Origin of the sequence: Clostridium sp. MT-14 (assembly GCF_042436595.1) — a bacterium.
Lineage (GTDB): Bacteria > Bacillota > Clostridia > Clostridiales > Clostridiaceae > Clostridium_B > Clostridium_B aromativorans.
Window position 1 is genome coordinate 222004 of the sequence record NZ_JBHMIY010000001.1, and the last position, 15664, is coordinate 237667.

The 15664-nt window shown below is 37.0% G+C and carries 16 protein-coding genes and 1 pseudogene; 4 read left to right on the forward strand and 13 right to left on the reverse strand.

The genetic code is table 11. The annotated features are described in order from the left end of the window. Positions 1-562: 562 nt before the first annotated feature. Positions 563-1483, forward strand: coding sequence for a carbon-nitrogen hydrolase family protein (locus ACFHWD_RS01055; protein ID WP_229980461.1), 921 nt, complete (start codon positions 563-565; stop codon positions 1481-1483). Positions 1484-1716: 233 nt separating this feature from the next. On the opposite strand, the pseudogene ACFHWD_RS01060 reads toward ACFHWD_RS01055, so the two are convergent. Further along, positions 1717-1947, reverse strand: a pseudogene (locus tag ACFHWD_RS01060) (hypothetical protein); the annotation flags it as partial. A 33-nt stretch (positions 1948-1980) separates the two neighbouring features. Next, entirely contained in the window at positions 1981-2184 is a 204-nt protein-coding gene (locus ACFHWD_RS01065) for a helix-turn-helix transcriptional regulator (RefSeq protein ID WP_150356578.1), read from the reverse strand. 118 nt (positions 2185-2302) lie between these two features. Between ACFHWD_RS01065 and ACFHWD_RS01070 the strand changes: the two genes are divergently transcribed. The 3 genes from ACFHWD_RS01070 to ACFHWD_RS01080 all read left to right on the forward strand — a co-directional run bounded on the left by ACFHWD_RS01070 (position 2303) and on the right by ACFHWD_RS01080 (position 5325). Further along, positions 2303-2437: a hypothetical protein gene (locus ACFHWD_RS01070; RefSeq protein WP_268253718.1), complete on the forward strand. Its 135-nt coding sequence runs from the start codon at positions 2303-2305 to the stop codon at positions 2435-2437. A gap of 291 nt (positions 2438-2728) precedes the next feature. Continuing rightward, positions 2729-3148: a winged helix-turn-helix transcriptional regulator gene (locus ACFHWD_RS01075; protein ID WP_378059869.1), complete on the forward strand. Its 420-nt coding sequence runs from the start codon at positions 2729-2731 to the stop codon at positions 3146-3148. A gap of 209 nt (positions 3149-3357) precedes the next feature. Beyond that, entirely contained in the window at positions 3358-5325 is a 1968-nt protein-coding gene (locus ACFHWD_RS01080; protein ID WP_378059871.1) for an FAD-dependent oxidoreductase, read from the forward strand. Between the two features lie 514 nt (positions 5326-5839). Here ACFHWD_RS01080 and ACFHWD_RS01085 read toward each other — a convergent pair. The 11 genes from ACFHWD_RS01085 to ACFHWD_RS01135 form a co-directional block, all read right to left on the reverse strand. Beyond that, a complete protein-coding gene (locus tag ACFHWD_RS01085) occupies positions 5840-6889 on the reverse strand; it encodes an alpha/beta fold hydrolase (RefSeq protein ID WP_150356575.1) in 1050 nt (349 codons plus the stop codon). Between the two features lie 41 nt (positions 6890-6930). After that, a complete protein-coding gene (locus ACFHWD_RS01090) occupies positions 6931-7395 on the reverse strand; it encodes a pyridoxamine 5'-phosphate oxidase family protein (RefSeq protein ID WP_150356574.1) in 465 nt (154 codons plus the stop codon). Between the two features lie 54 nt (positions 7396-7449). Beyond that, positions 7450-8280, reverse strand: coding sequence for a carboxylating nicotinate-nucleotide diphosphorylase (gene nadC / locus ACFHWD_RS01095; protein WP_150356573.1), 831 nt, complete (start codon positions 8278-8280; stop codon positions 7450-7452). Positions 8281-8285: 5 nt separating this feature from the next. Beyond that, positions 8286-9854: an L-aspartate oxidase gene (nadB, locus tag ACFHWD_RS01100; RefSeq protein ID WP_378059874.1), complete on the reverse strand. Its 1569-nt coding sequence runs from the start codon at positions 9852-9854 to the stop codon at positions 8286-8288. A gap of 48 nt (positions 9855-9902) precedes the next feature. Beyond that, entirely contained in the window at positions 9903-10964 is a 1062-nt protein-coding gene (gene nadA / locus ACFHWD_RS01105) for a quinolinate synthase NadA (RefSeq protein WP_378059996.1), read from the reverse strand. 1 nt (position 10965) lies between these two features. Further along, the gene (locus ACFHWD_RS01110) at positions 10966-11868 is read right to left on the reverse strand and encodes a sensor histidine kinase KdpD (protein WP_150356570.1); all 903 of its coding nucleotides are present in this window, start codon (positions 11866-11868) and stop codon (positions 10966-10968) included. 16 nt (positions 11869-11884) lie between these two features. After that, positions 11885-12637 (reverse strand): hypothetical protein, encoded by a 753-nt coding sequence (locus ACFHWD_RS01115; protein WP_179977954.1) that lies wholly within the window; start codon positions 12635-12637, stop codon positions 11885-11887. Further along, positions 12621-13547: an ATP-binding cassette domain-containing protein gene (locus ACFHWD_RS01120; RefSeq protein ID WP_273336522.1), complete on the reverse strand. Its 927-nt coding sequence runs from the start codon at positions 13545-13547 to the stop codon at positions 12621-12623. The genes ACFHWD_RS01115 and ACFHWD_RS01120 overlap by 17 nt, the downstream gene beginning before the upstream one ends. 86 nt (positions 13548-13633) lie before the next feature. Further along, positions 13634-14347: a response regulator transcription factor gene (locus ACFHWD_RS01125; RefSeq protein WP_229980479.1), complete on the reverse strand. Its 714-nt coding sequence runs from the start codon at positions 14345-14347 to the stop codon at positions 13634-13636. A gap of 179 nt (positions 14348-14526) precedes the next feature. Continuing rightward, positions 14527-15138 (reverse strand): class I SAM-dependent methyltransferase, encoded by a 612-nt coding sequence (locus ACFHWD_RS01130; RefSeq protein ID WP_150356566.1) that lies wholly within the window; start codon positions 15136-15138, stop codon positions 14527-14529. A gap of 255 nt (positions 15139-15393) precedes the next feature. Then, positions 15394-15603 carry a DUF3021 family protein gene (locus ACFHWD_RS01135; RefSeq protein WP_378059878.1) on the reverse strand — a complete coding sequence of 70 codons (210 nt, stop codon included), beginning with the start codon at positions 15601-15603 and terminating at the stop codon, positions 15394-15396. Positions 15604-15664 lie beyond the last annotated feature (61 nt).

Sequence of the window (15664 nt, forward strand, 5' to 3'; positions counted from 1 at the left end):
TCGTAAAATAGAAACAGTGCGAATTATTTTTTTTTACAAATATTTTTGCATATATTTATATATAATTGAGTTAAACAAGCTCCTATTACTCCAAGTATAAAGTTATTAATTATATTATTTTTTAGTTTAACAATATCAAACCCTATAGTAAAAATCAAAAAGAATATTAAGAATATAATTAAAAAGTTGATTACTTGAAATAACTTACTACTTTTCATGTATCATCGCTCCCATTATTCATGATAATTCACCATTATGAATTACTCCCGCAAATAAATTTTTTCAGCTCCTTCAATGAAAATACCAGACTTATTTGCACTATAAAAGATTCGAGTTTTATTAATTGATACTGCAATTATACTATAGTATAATCAAAACATAAATCCTATCAAGTGATTCTTAGGTTCAGATGGAGTTTGCTTATAAGGAATACTTTTCTCCACCTGAACCCTAGCGGAACTTATCCAGACGCGTAGCAGTGCTTATCTCCCACTTTGAGAAGCTGGGAGTATTAGCAATGGTAGCGTTCGGATAAAAATATAGAGGAGGTTATGAAGTTATTATGAAAGATTTAAAAAAGAACTGTAAAGTTGCCCTTATACAGGCATCACCTGTTCTGTTTAATAAAAATGCAACTATCGACAAAGTTGTTCAGGAAATTCTTAAAGCTGGAAAACAAGGTGCCGATGTCATTGTATTTCCCGAATCCTTTGTTCCCTGCTATCCCTATGGAATGACTTTTGGCTTCACTGTAGGCAGCCGTATGGAAGAAGGCAGAAAGGACTGGAAAGTCTATTATGACAATTCCGTCATTGTACCAAGTGCCGACACAGACCGCATTGCCAGGGCAGCTGGTAAGGCACATGCCTATGTAAGTCTTGGCATTACAGAAAGGGATATCAATAATTGTACCCTCTATTGCACTAATCTGTTTTTCTCACCGGAGGGAAAGCTTGTGGACAGACATCGTAAATTAAAGCCAACCGGTGCGGAGCGCTTCATATGGGGTGACGGTAATAAAGGTGCCTTTCCCATCATCGATACTCCCTGGGGAAACATGGGCAGTTTAATCTGCTGGGAAAACTATATGCCTTTGGCACGTACAGCTCTTTATATGAAAGGAGTTACACTCTATCTTGCACCCAACACAAACAACAATGAAGAATGGCAGACTACAATACGCCATATAGCAATAGAAGGACACTGTTATGTAATTAATGTCAATCAATATGTAACAAAAGATATGTATCCTGATATTTTCCACTGTCCGAATGAAATGGCAAATTTGCCAGAAGCTGTTCTTACCGGCGGCAGCTGTATTGTGGATCCATTTGGGCACTATGTCAATGAACCTGTATGGGACAAAGAAGAAATCATTTACGCAGACATCGATATGAATCAGGTTCCGCTCAGCCGAATGGAATTTGATGGGACAGGTCATTATTCACGTCCAGATGTCTTGGAACTTGTTGTTCATGAATAACTTTTCCACAGGTCCAGAAATAATATAAGCATAGTGCTAAAATCGGTGCAGAAAAGCAAAATAAAACAGGCTCTACAATTTTTCAAAAGTCAGGGGGTGCACTGAGTCCTACCCATATAATCATCACTCTCAGTGCCAATTCCCTTAAAACTTCTATAGATTTTTTATATTTTCCTTTCTATCTTTCAATTACCTGCTTCTATTTGCCTATGAGAAAAATCTTTTCCAGAAAGCTAAAGATCATCTGGTTTGCTGATTTCCCTGCGGTGCTGAAGGTGAATACCTATATGTCCTATTTCCAAAATCACTGTGGAAATAAAAAGCCACATTACTTTACCATATACAGCAAGCAGCAAAAACGCAACAACAGGCAGTGTGGCACTTGCTGCAGGAATACCGAAAAAGCTGCTGTAAAAGTCGCCCAATGTCTTTTTGCTTTTAAAATATCTAACCCACCAGCAGTCCAATTACAGTCATGATATGATAAATGCTATTTTTCATTTTCCATCCTCCTCATAAATAAAAATATCTTCAATATTCATGTTAAAATATCTTGCTATTTTAAAGGCCAGTATTATCGACGGGTTATATCTGCCGTTTTCAAGAGAACCTATTGTCTGCCTCGATACTTCAAGAGCCGCCGCCAGATCTTCCTGTTTCAAATCATGCTGCTTTCGTATTTCTTCCAATCGATTTTTCACATTTTAATCCTCCTTATGGAAAGCAAGCTTTCCATATATCAAGTATATCAGATGGTGATAACTTAATCTATGGATACTTTAAAAATATATAAATTGTAAAATAAGAAATGGTGTATTTATGAAAAATGATATGAAAATCAACAGATATCTGAAAAAAGCAGAAGAGGCTTTTGAACAGAACAACCTGATTAAAGCGCTGAATCTATACAAGAGGGTTGATGAGGGACTTGAAAGAGTAAGACAATTGAGATAATATACAAGCAGCAGCTGTATTGTGGATCCGTTCGATCACTATGTCAATGAATCTGTATGAAACAAAGAAGAAATTATTTATGCAGACATTAATATGGATCAGGTTCCACTTAACCTTATGAAAAAGGCATTTTCCTTTTGCGACATATTAAATTAACCATTTAAGTTTTGAATAATAAAAATATCAATGTACCATCTGGGATAATAAGTACTATAATTAAAAAAGTGACAATTTTAGATTTCATATATTTTCATGTTATTTAATTTATTATCAGGAGAGGAGGGAAATAATATGACTGAAAAATATGGGGTTTATAATTTTGAGAATGACCCTTATAATTATGTTATAAAAACTTTTTGCAATAAATGGAAACCATATATTATAAGAGGTATATCCTATGATGGAACCACTCGGTTTAGCAGGTTTACAAAACAACTTCCTATATCTGAAAAAGTTCTCACGACAACGCTAAAGCAACTAGAAGCTGATGGGATAATCCAACGCACCGTTTACCCTGAAGTACCTGTTAGAGTCGAGTACAGTCTTACAGATATAGGAAAAAGCATACTGCCAATTTTAGATATACTTTATGATTGGGGATGGAAACGTATGAAAAACTTAGGAATTGAAATAGACCCTCTTGGTGAAATGTGGCATGGATATCGTGAGAAAGATAATTCAATAATGGACAATCCATTCAAAAAAAAATAATTTTTCGGATAAAAAGAAGCTGCATGCATTTAGACAATCGCATGTAGTTTTTTTATATATATGTCAAAAAGAAAGTAACTTTAATTTTTGTATATTACTGCAAATATTTTCTGCTTTCCGAAAAATTGTATGTACTTCACAGCCATATTTAATTGTCCTATACTAAAATTATACTTGATTATAAAAAAACAGTAGAAAGGAGTTTATTTATGAATACGTTTCCTCATATGTTCTCACCTTATACTATCAAAGGTGTAAAATTTAAGAACCGGGTATTTGCTTCACCCATTACGACTAATCGTATTGTAGACCATGGATACCCTACCCCTGAAGGCATTGATGCTTTTGAAACCAAAGCAAGGGGAGGCTTTGCTGAAGTTACAATCACCGAATCTTTTATAGATAACGAATACTCTGCCCGCCATGAACACGGTTTAAACGTTTATTCCAAGAATATGACCACATTCCACATGGAGAGTATAATGACACTTACTGAGGCAATAAAAGCTCATGGAGCTGTTGCCTCCATCCAATTAAATCATATTGGTGCAATCAATCATCCAGATACAATTATCAATCATAATAATCCCATTGGTCCTTCTTCATTTATACGCAAGGATGGAGTTCAAGTAGATGAAATGACCGTAGAAATGATAAAACATGTAGCTAATAATTATGCTGAAGCAAGTTGGAATTGCAAAGCACTTGGCTTCGACATGGTTATGCTGCACGGCGGCCATGGATGGCTATTATCTCAGTTTATCTCTCCCCGTATGAATCATAGAACAGATGAGTACGGTGGCAGCATGGAAAATCGTGCTCGCTTTCCCATTATGGTTTGTAAAAAAATTCGTGAGCTCTGCGGTGATGATTTTCTGATTGAATACCGTGTTTCCGGTTCCGAACGTATTGAAGGCGGCATGACGCTTAACGACTGCATTGAATTCTGCAAGATCATTCAAGATTATGTTGATATCATACATGTTACTAGCGGTGTTTACCATTCTCACGTAGAGACAAAGGCTTTCTCCTCCATGTATGACAAACATGGCTGCAATTTGGATCTTGCTGCTGCCGTTAAAGCTGCTGTACATGTTCCTGTTGTAGCTGTAGGCGGATTCAATGATCCACAACAGGTTGAGGATGCAATTACTTCTGGCAAATGTGATTTTGTAGCACTAGGTCGCCAGCAATTTGCAGACCCTGAATTCTGCAACAAGGCACAAACTGGACGTGCAGATCAAATCGCTCCTTGCCTGCGTTGTTCTTGTTTTAATCCTCTGCCTCCAAATCCAAATGAGCGTCCGATTCCTGAATTATGGCACTGTACAGTAAATCCCTGGTCATCACGAGAGTTACGCTGGAGACAAGCCCCCCTTCCAAAGGGAAGACGCAAGGTGCTGATCATCGGTGGTGGCGTTTCTGGAATGTATGCTGCATTAACAGCAGCCGAGCGCGGTCACAATGTAACCCTATGTGAAAAAACATCAAAACTAGGCGGCTTATTGTGGTTTACCGATGTAGATACTCACAAAGAATCTTTAAAACGCTTTCGTGATTCTCTTGTAGCTCGCTGTAAATATGTTGGCGTTAATATTATGTTAAATACAACTGTTACTCCCAAACTAATTGAAGGCATGAAGCCTGACGCAGCCATTTGCGCAGTCGGCTCTCATCCTTTTATTCCACCCATTAAAGGAATTGAAAATGCAACACATGCTATAGAAATCTATAAAAACTTATCTTTATTAGACAAGAAAGTTGTTTTAATCGGAGGTGGTGCAATCGGATGTGAGTCCGGTTTCTTCTTTGCAGAACATTGTGGCTGCCACGTACATATTCTTGAAATGAGAGATGACGTATGTAAAGATTCAAATGACTCTCAGCGTCGTGCTTTAATTCCAAGAATGAAAAAAGTGGGCATGACATGGGATTGCAATGTATCAGTTAAAGAAATCATCAACAATTGTGTAAAATTTATGGATAAGAATCAAAATGAGCATTTCATTGATGCGGATAACATTATATATGCCTGTGGTAACCGTTCCAATGATGAGATTGTAAAATCTTTGGAAAACATCGTTCCATGGTTTATAGTTACTGGAGATGCCAAAAAAGCCCGTACAGTAAAAGAGGCAACTTATGAAGGCTTTTGTGCTGCTATGGACATCCTTTAGATATAATAGATTACTAACAGAGTTTTACATGAATTTTTTTGTCATTGATTCACATTAATTTTAATATTAATTAACTACCTAAATTACAGGTTTTCTTATAATTATTATTTCTCTCTTAGATTAATATAGTAATGTAAAAACTTTTCTACATCACTATATTAATCTAGAAAATATTGCATAATTTTCTGCTAATTTTTCATTCCAACAAGGCATATCCATTTCCCGTTCTGATTTTCATCATCTCATAATTTTTCCCAATGGAATCCATCTTGAGAATCATTTTTCCACCCAATCCCCTGGGCTTGCATGTATTCTAAAATAATTTATCAAACGTTTCATTCTTCCCTCAAAAAAGCATTTTTCATATGCCATAATAATATCTCATCATTTTTAGCATGAATAAAAGGCCTTTCAGCCATATAATTGCTGGAGACCTCCTCTTATTTTTACCTAAAAATATTTTACTTACTCTCAATAAGTTGATCATACTTAATACTTTTTTTACAATAAAAAACTATTTTATTTTATCCAAAAAATCTACCATGATCTGAATAAATTTATCTGGTTTTTCGAAATGAATATCATGCCCGGATTTTATCTTTACCATTTCATTTCCCTTGAGCAGACTATGTACATTTCTGGCATCTTGGTCACTGTTGGCTGCATAAAGCACTCCATCCTTTCCATATAATGTATTTGCCTTAATATATACTGAGGGGCAATTTATCTTAGATAAAATTTTCTCCTGATTAATTCCTTTAAACCAGTAACCTGTATAAAACGTTTCCGAAAAATCCAAATCAAAGTCATCTATATAAAGGGTACCGTGAATCCATTTATATGGTACATACCATAATTTCAGAGGTTCTCCACTATGCTTTTCTCTATAGTTTCTCGTACTTCTTGCTATAATGGATCTCAAATTTCCAAATAGTCCCCAAATATAACTATTTTCCATATAATACACTACATAATCTTTAATTTCTGTTTGACTTTTAAAATTATGTACTGTTTCAAAATTCTCCCGCCAAACAAAAGTGTTTTTCATCTCTTCCGGTTCCACACTAAAAAATGGCGGATCCTCCAGAACTACTCCCAATACATTTTCCGGTGAATTAGCTGCAATCCACGCTGCCAAAATTCCTCCGGAGGAGTGACCTGATATTACAACCGGATTTCCAATAACATCTTCAATAAACAGGATAAGATCCTGCCCCATAGCAGCTCCTGTATATTTTGAGGAATCATGACTGGATTTCCCATGTCCATGACAATCAACAGCATACACGTGATAATACTTAGCTAATCCCGGGAGCACTCTTGAATAATCCTCCCACTTCATAGACTGCCCATGTATCAATAAAAGAGCCGGTCCATTATCAGGTCCTTCAGCATAATTCAGCAGAGTTCCATCATCAAGAGCTATGCGTTTTTCCCTATATCCAGTGCTGTACGTTTCCTTCAACGGTTTTTCATCGTAATGCATGTTCTTATAAGCATAGATGCTGACAGCAACTACTGCAGCAGCAACAATTACAACTAAAACAATCAAAAATATATTCATATTCATCTCCTTTTGTATTGAATAAATTACCTACACCTTAATTATCTCCTTGCTTTTCCGGAAATATGTTCAATATTTATTTTTATCACTTTCACTTTTGAATTTGCCTTTTTCAGGTACTCTCTGCCTTTTCCCACATATTCTTTTGAATACTTTTCCAGCATTTTCAGCATGACCGCATTTTTTTCATCATCGAAAATCTCTTCCGCCCTTCCAAATATAATTACACTTTCATAATTGGTAGTGAATTTATCCGGCAGAACATAATTTTTCCCAACTACACAAAAAGAAACTCTGTTTTGGTTTACTATATTATCCAATTTATGTCCCTGTTCAGCACTGTGAAAATATATGGAATTATCGGCATAGACATAATTTAATGGTACTCCATAAGCATATCCATCTTCACTCACTGTAGATAAAACACCATATTCACAGCTCTTTAATATTTCTATAACTTCAGTATGCCCAATCTCTCTGTCTTTTCTTCTCAAATCTCTAAACATAATTATTCCTCCATATCATCGGGATATAATTTTAATTTTACACCATTTCATCTTTTAAATAAATCTCAAACTTATGTCCAGAGCTTTTACCGAATGTGTAAGGGCACCTATTGATATTATATCCACTCCTGCAGCAGCAATACTCCGCACATTTTCTTCAGTGACATTTCCTGAAGCTTCCAGAACAAATCTTCCATCTATAAATTTTACAGCCTTTTTCATCTCATCCACGTCCATATTATCCAGCATTATTACATCCGCTTCGGTATCAGCTGCTTCCTGGAGCTGCTGCAGGTTTTCCACTTCCACTTCTATCTTGACAGTAAAAGGCAGGCTGTTCTTTATTTTTGCAACAGCTTTCTTTATGGAACCCACTGCCTTTATGTGATTGTCCTTTATCATCACATAATCTGAAAGATTCATCCTGTGATTATACCCTCCTCCCACCTTAACCGAATACTTGTCCAGCATCCTGAATCCCGGGAGCGTCTTTCTGGTATCCACTATTTTAACATCATAATCCTTTACAAGTTCCATCATTCTTCTGGTTTTGGTTGCAATACCGGACATCCTCTGCATTATGTTGAGGGCAACTCTCTCTCCCTTTAATATGGATCTGGAACTGCCCTTTATCTCTGAAATGACACTGCCTTTCTCGACTCTGCCGCCATCTTTCATTTTTGCAGCAAATACTATGCTGTCATCCAAAATTTCAAATACCCTTTCCGCCACAGCAATACCTGCAGCAACACCGGATTCCTTTGAAATAAACCTGCCCTGTGAAATCTGGTCCTCAGGTATCAAATTATCAGTGGTTACATCTCCATAACCTATATCTTCCACCAGTGCTTCCTCTATCAGTTTGTCAACCATTAAAAAATTCAATCAAATCACCTCAAAACCTTATTGTGTTCAGAATAATTTTCAACATAGTTGCTTCCTATGGAAGCTTTGGACTCAAGAATTGAAATCACAATACTTCTGGCCACCTGATACATATTATATGTCTCCACGGCTTCCACACTTTCAAGACTTGAAGCCTCCATCTTAGAGAGCTTGTCCTCAATAATATTCAATGCTGCTTTAAGATCATCTACATTTCTTATTATTCCTGCATGTTTTTCCATAAGAATTTTTAAAGATCTTTTAAGCCCATGGAAATCGACTTCCTCATTTTTTCCATTCAAGGTGTCTTCATTTTCCAATTCCGGCAGGCTGCATATTTTTCCGCATGAAATTTTTTCAGAGATATCCTCTGCGGCTCTTTTCCCAAATACAAGAGCTTCAAGGAGAGAATTGCTTGCCAGCCTGTTGGCACCATGTACTCCAGTGCAGGCACATTCTCCCAGGGCATAAAGTCCTTCCATACTTGTTCTGCCGAAAAGATCCACTTCAATTCCGCCCATGAAATAGTGTTCCGCAGGAGTAACAGGTATATAATCCCTGTACATCTCTATGGAGCTGCTTTCACATTCCCTGTAGATCTGCCTGAACCTGTTCTGGAGAAAATCTTTATCATACATGGTGGCATCCAGATATACATATTTAGATGATACCTTATTCATCTCATGGAATATGGCCCTCGCAACAATATCCCTGGGTGCAAGCTCCATTCTTCTGTCATATTCCTCCATGAATCTCTTTCCTTCCATGTTTCTAAGTACTGCACCTTCTCCTCTTACGGCCTCGGATATCAGGAACAACCTGTCATTTGTATCTCCTGTATAAAAGGCTGTAGGGTGAAATTGAACATATTCCATGTCCTTGAGTTTCACATCTGCCCTTATTGCCATGGCAATTCCATCTCCAGTGAGTACATCCACATTTGTGGTTTTTGAAAACAGCTGGCCTATTCCCCCTGATGCCATTATACAATACCGGGAGATAAAATACGTTGATCTTCCTTTGTAAAATACCGTTACGCCGCAGCATTTCCCCCTGTTTTCCACGATATCCAGGGCAAATACATCCGGTATTATTTCTATATTGTCGGCACTTTCAGCATCTTTTATGAGCACGTCCATTATACCCTTTCCCGTGGAATCGCCATTTACATGGAGTATTCTGGGTATGGAATGATTCCCTTCAAAGGATCTGTAGAAGTTACCCTGATCATCCCTGTCAAAATTCACACCAAGTTCAATCAAATTCTCTATGGCCTGCTGGGATTCATCTACCAGCACCTTCACGGCTTTTGCATTATTCACATAACAGCCTGCATTCACAGTATCCTTTATATGGAGTTCCCTGTCATCATCTCCTATGCTGGCAGCAATACCTCCCTGAGCCATGTAGGAATCCGAATCATCTATTTCCTTTTTGCTGAGCACTGCTATCTTTAATTTTTTTGGAAGCATCAAAGCCGTGTAGAGGCCGGCTATTCCAGCCCCTATTATTACAATATCAAAATATCTACCTTCACAGGGTTCATTTTTAAAATCAACCAAATATCTTTTCATTCATATCACCAGCCTATTTTATAATCACTTGATTCCGATACCAACCTCTTACTCAATACACAACATTTTCTCCAGGGAGTTCTCAGCCTTTTTTCTGATATTTTCAGGCACTGATATTTCGTATTCCATATTTAAAAGACATGTATAAACATTTTCGAGAGATGTCATTTTCATATTCTCACATACGAGTCTGGGACTCATGAGATAAAACTTCTTGCCAGGATTATCCTTTTTCATCTTATGAAGCACACCTATTTCAGTACCTATGATGAATTCTGTATTTGAAGATTTACGGGCATGATCAATTATCTGTGAAGTGCTGCCAACAAAATCAGAACTTTCCCTTATTTCCCCGGAAACTTCAGGGTGAGCCAGTATTTCTGCTTTCGGATGCTCTTCCGATGTTTTTACAAGATCCTCCACCATTATCCTTGCATGAGTTATGCAGTGTCCGGGCCAGGGTATTATATGTTTTCCTCTTACTTTCTCAGCTATATAGCCGGCAAGATTTTCATCAGGTACAAACAGCACTTCATCCTCCTTCAAACTTTCAACAACCTTCACTGCATTGGAAGAAGTACAGCATATGTCACTTATGGCTTTGACTTCTGCTGAAGAATTTACATAACATACAACAGCTGCCCCAGGATGTTTGTTTTTCATAGTCTGAAGCTGTTTTGAAGTTATGGAATCCGCCAGAGGACACCCTGCATATTTTGAAGGAAGCAGCACTTTCTTATCCGGAGAAAGTATCTTTGCACTTTCCGCCATAAATCTGACGCCGCAGAACACTATAACTTCCTTGTCCATTTTTGCCGCCGCCCTGCTTAAGGCAAAGGAATCGCCTACAATATCCGATATATCCTGAACTTCAGGTACCTGATAATTATGTGCCAGTATACAGGCATTTCTCTCTGTTTTCAATCTTTTTATCTCATTTATTAAAAAACTTCTATCCATTTTTGTGCTCCTAAAATAATATTTTATAATTACTGTATATACATCAGTATATACCTTTTTTATTTTTTTAACAACACTATTATAAATACTTAATATAACGATTTGAACGTATAAAAAAACAGCAGAACTTTTAAAATCTGCTGAAACAATTTTAACGTTTGAAAGACAGCATAAAAGTCAGAGTATTATGCTTATAATCTGCAGTTATCTTACCCCGCTGTAGTTCCATCAGCTCTTTTGCAATGGCCAGGCCCAAACCGGAAGAGTGCCCGGAGCGATTAATATCAGCCCTATATGTACGGTTGAAAAGCTGTACTACAGTTTCCTCGCTTAAAGCTTCAGAATCATTGCTTATACTGATATGAACATGCTCTTCTGTCACTTTCAATTCAACCCTGCAGTATGACCTGGCATAGCGTATGACATTTTGAAACAGATTCAAGAACACTCTATTGGTGATCTTTTCATCCAGCAGCACCAACGGAACTTTTTCATCAAGATCCAGCTGCAGGGAGATACCTTTATCTTCAAAGTCCTGGTGAAACAACAGCAGACTGTCACACAGCAGCTGATATAAGGAGTGCGGATTCAGCTGCACAGGATACTCCCGGGCATCAACCAGGGACAAATCATATAGTGAATCCACCAGATTGTTTAAACTCTTCAGCTTATGCTGTACAATATTTAAATATTTTTCTTTATCTTTGATGGATAGATCCATATTCAAAACTATATCAATATATCCCATGGCAGAAGTCAGCGGCGTGCGCAAGTCATGGGAAAAGTTAGCCAGAGCTTCTTTATTCTGACGCTTCTCCTCAATATTCTTCAATTGCAATTCCTTATAGCGCTCAACTAAATGATTGATTTCAGCAGCCAGCTTTTCTGTGGTTTTATCAGGAGCAGCCACAGTAACCTGCTGATTGGTTTGAGAAATCAATTTAGTTAATTTTTTAACCTCCGCAGTTAATGTACGAATATTCATTCTGATAAAATAATGCTTTGTCAGACAGAGGACAGTTACAACTGTCAGTATACAGTTAATATAAATCATAACTCTCCTCCTTTCTCTAGGATAAATCCTTTTTCGTAAAAATTGCCAGCCCCATAATCAAGCTTACAAAAATAATCATCAGTCCCAGCACCCAGCACTTCACGTCAAAATAAGCACTGCCTGACATATAGTGGACTAAATTATTATTAAGCAGTGAAGAAGGTGTCCATTTAGATATAGTTCTCAAAACACTTACTCTGCCGGCTAAAGTATCGATTAAACGTCCTAAAATACTGTAAATAAACAGCAAAATAAGCAGGTTCAAAACTTCTGAGACACCATTGACACTTAAAACATAACCTAGAACAAAACCGGAGGCAACAATGGGCAGTACATTGCTAAAGGCAATTAAAAATTGACCAAGAGTTGAATTATTCACCAAATCAAAAATAACATTACCGCTTAAAATGGTGACCGACAAAATAACAGCAGCCATAACAGCTACTCCCAGAGACAAAGCAATCAATTTTGACCAAAAGACAGCCCCTCGGGAATATCCGAAAGAAACCGCTGCACAGATTTTTGACTGACTCTTTCGTGTCAATATTAAAACAATTAATAAACATAAAACAATAATTAAAGTAGTCATACCAAATACATTACTGTAATAGAACATCCTTGTTCCGTAGGGAAAGGTTGATTCCTTGAATCTGAAATACTGCAGTACCCCTGCGGCAGCCATGACTAGAAAGACACTAACTGCAATAAGCCCGTAGTACAGTTTTGAACGTATCAACCGGTAGACTTCACTTCTAATGAGATTCAGCATTATTATTACCTCCTATGAGCTCCAGAAAATATTCTTCCAGATTCTTGCTTTTAACTGTCATTTCCAAAATATCCACACTGCCTTCATTCAAAAGCCTATTGATTTTTTGACGGTCTTCAATATGATTGTAAACCTCCAGCTGCTGACCAGCTAAAACCCTATAGTCCATATCTGGAAAATGATTTTCCAATATAAAGCAGGCCTTCTTGGCATCATTGACACGAAGGAATATAAACTGCTGATTCATCTCCAATAGCTCTTTACGTGACAAATCCTGAATAATTTTACCTTTGTGAAGAAAAACAAAACGTGTTGCAATTGACTGCAGCTGTGATAAAATGTGACTTGAAATCAAAATTGTAATTTGATGCTCCTGGTTTAAATTAAGAAAAAGCTGACGCATTTCAGCCATTCCTTCCGGATCCAAACCATTGGCAGGCTCATCTAAAAGCAAAAAATCCGGTGAGGATAATAAAGCCAGTGCCAGTGATAAGCGCTGCTTCATCCCCAGTGAATATTCCGAGAATTTCTTTCCCTGATACTCTGCAAGTCCCACTGTATTCAATACTTTTTTTATTACGGCTTTTTCAGGAATTCCCCGCTGCAGACGATAGTACTCTAAATTCTGGATGGCATTGAAGTTATCAAAAAATACATTGTTTTCAATCATGACCCCCATTCTCCTGCGGACATTATGTTTCCCGTAGGGTTCACCAAACAGTGTAATCTCACCCTTTGTGGGAAATATCTCTTCGGCAATCATCTTGAACATGGTTGATTTTCCCGCGCCGTTTTTCCCTATAACAGCACATATTTCTCCATGATACAGTTCAAAATCACTGCTTTCCATGGCAACCTGATGCTTATATCTTTTCTCCAGATCAGTTATTTTCAAAATTGGTGTTTTCATCTCAATTCCTCCTTTACACTTATCAGTTTACAAGGTGTTTTTTAAGAACCCTTAAGCAAATTATAAAGAAATCATAAAGATGATATCTAGACCAGTGAAAAGCCGATTCCCCAGATAGTTTTAATATATTCTTCTTTGGTAACAGCTGCAATTTTTTTACGAATATTCGACACATGGACACTGATACTATTGTCATTTCCCCGGTAAACATCATTCCACAGCAGTTCATACAGCTTGGCTTTTGAGAATACCTGTTTAGGATGCTTCAACATAATTTTCAAGATATCAAACTCCACATTGGTGAGATTCAACTCTGATTTTTCAACCATTGCCACATGTCGGCCTTCATCCAGAGTCAGTGCCTTCCAGTTTAAACACTTATCAGCCTGCCGTGAATAATTTTTACGCAGCTGGACTTCAATCCGTGCTGCAACTTCTTCACGGGCAAAAGGTTTGACCATGTAATCATCCGCACCCAGCCTCAGCAGGCTGACTTTGTCTTCAATCATATTTTTCGCAGAAACAACAATAACCGGGACAGATGAATGCTCCCTGATTTCTCCCAGCAATTCCTCCCCTGTCAGTCCAGGCAGCATAATATCCAGTAAAATCAGATCAAAGGACTGCTGCTGAAGTCTTAATCTGGCTTCCGTACCGGAAAAGCAGCAGGTTGCTTTGTATCCCTGCTCCTTTACAATCAGTTCCAGTATTCTATTGATGTCATCATCGTCTTCCACAATCATTATCTCCACTTGCTTCAAATTTTTCACCTCTCTGTTCGCTTCCCTAAATTTATCCATTAAATTATACTACCATTTCTTTTATAGGTAAATTTATTTTTTCTTCAGCAGCGCTATTTGATGTATTGGTCTTTAATACTGGGTTGATTTTAAAACAAATAAAGTACTAATCAAGCTTTAACCCTTCCATAATTCATACAAAAAAGCTTGATCAGTACCCTCTCTTAATTTCAGCGGATTTATTTCTTCATTCCAACAAGGCATATCCATTTTCCATTCTGTTTTTCATCTTTCTGAACTACGGCAAACCCTGCTGATTTTAAAATATCTGCCAGCTGTATAATACTGTATACTGTCATTCCTTCTATTTTTTCAGACCATTTATCATTTACAGGATCTCCTTCTTCACAGCATATCATAAAATACCCTTCCGGTTTTAATATTCTCCTGACTTCTTTAAAATTTTCATACAAATCAGGCCAGAAATATACGGTTTCAAATGCAGTAGCAATATCAAAGCTTTCATCTCCATAAGGTATATGGCTTACATTACCTGTTCTTATATCACAATTTTTCCCAATGTAGTCCATATTCTTCTTCCTGCTGCACTTTACACTTTCTTCTGAATAATCTATACCTGCCACAAAACCATCCGGACAGCTTTCCAACAATCTTGATATATTGGCCCCTCCACCACATCCAATATCAAGTACATGGTCTGTATTTTTCAATTGAAGATGTTTAAGACCCCAGTCTGAAAGCCTGGCATGACCTGAATTCATCATCTTTAGAATCATTTTTCCACCCAATCCCCTGGGTTTACATGTATTTTGAAATAATTTATTGAACATACCATCCTCCCCTCAAAAAATAGTATCCCTCATATAAATAATAATATCATATTTTTTGTGTAATTGATAGTCATTTTCAATAAACTAATTATATTCAACATCTCTTTTACAATGAAAAATTATTTTATTTTACCCAAAAAATCTGCCATGATCTGAATAAATTCACCTGGTTTTTCAAAATGAATATCATGTTCTGATTTTATTGTACGGGTTTTGCCTGCTTTAAAAACTTCTTTTGAAAACTGAAGATACTTATCATTTCACCCTGTCATTTTTAATTTTGTTGTTTATCTGCCTGATTCTATATTTCCACATGCTATACTGTATAAACCATATTATAATATATATTGCTATAAATATACCATAATAACTTACGATGCCGGCAAATGTATGCTCCATCCAATGTGAAAAATAAGCAATTGGCAGCATTGCAAAAGAGATTATAATAAAATGGACAGGAGACACACTTTTTTACAAGGCAACAGGGATGGGAAAGCCTTTTTCTTCTAATTGCAGGAGGAGGTGG

What these genes read in the sequence shown, in the direction of transcription:
- ACFHWD_RS01055 (WP_229980461.1), top strand. Translation starts at nt 563, where the DNA reads ATGAAAGATTTAAAAAAGAACTGTAAAGTTGCCCTTATACAGGCATCA.
- ACFHWD_RS01070 (WP_268253718.1), top strand. Translation starts at nt 2,303, where the DNA reads ATGAAAAATGATATGAAAATCAACAGATATCTGAAAAAAGCAGAAGAG.
- ACFHWD_RS01075 (WP_378059869.1), top strand. Translation starts at nt 2,729, where the DNA reads ATGACTGAAAAATATGGGGTTTATAATTTTGAGAATGACCCTTATAAT.
- ACFHWD_RS01080 (WP_378059871.1), top strand. Translation starts at nt 3,358, where the DNA reads ATGAATACGTTTCCTCATATGTTCTCACCTTATACTATCAAAGGTGTA.
- ACFHWD_RS01085 (WP_150356575.1), bottom strand. Translation starts at nt 6,889, where the DNA reads ATGAATATATTTTTGATTGTTTTAGTTGTAATTGTTGCTGCTGCAGTA.
- ACFHWD_RS01090 (WP_150356574.1), bottom strand. Translation starts at nt 7,395, where the DNA reads ATGTTTAGAGATTTGAGAAGAAAAGACAGAGAGATTGGGCATACTGAA.
- nadB (WP_378059874.1), bottom strand. Translation starts at nt 9,854, where the DNA reads ATGAAAAGATATTTGGTTGATTTTAAAAATGAACCCTGTGAAGGTAGA.
- ACFHWD_RS01110 (WP_150356570.1), bottom strand. Translation starts at nt 11,868, where the DNA reads ATGATTTATATTAACTGTATACTGACAGTTGTAACTGTCCTCTGTCTG.
- ACFHWD_RS01115 (WP_179977954.1), bottom strand. Translation starts at nt 12,637, where the DNA reads ATGCTGAATCTCATTAGAAGTGAAGTCTACCGGTTGATACGTTCAAAA.
- ACFHWD_RS01120 (WP_273336522.1), bottom strand. Translation starts at nt 13,547, where the DNA reads ATGAAAACACCAATTTTGAAAATAACTGATCTGGAGAAAAGATATAAG.
- ACFHWD_RS01125 (WP_229980479.1), bottom strand. Translation starts at nt 14,347, where the DNA reads ATGGATAAATTTAGGGAAGCGAACAGAGAGGTGAAAAATTTGAAGCAA.
- ACFHWD_RS01130 (WP_150356566.1), bottom strand. Translation starts at nt 15,138, where the DNA reads ATGTTCAATAAATTATTTCAAAATACATGTAAACCCAGGGGATTGGGT.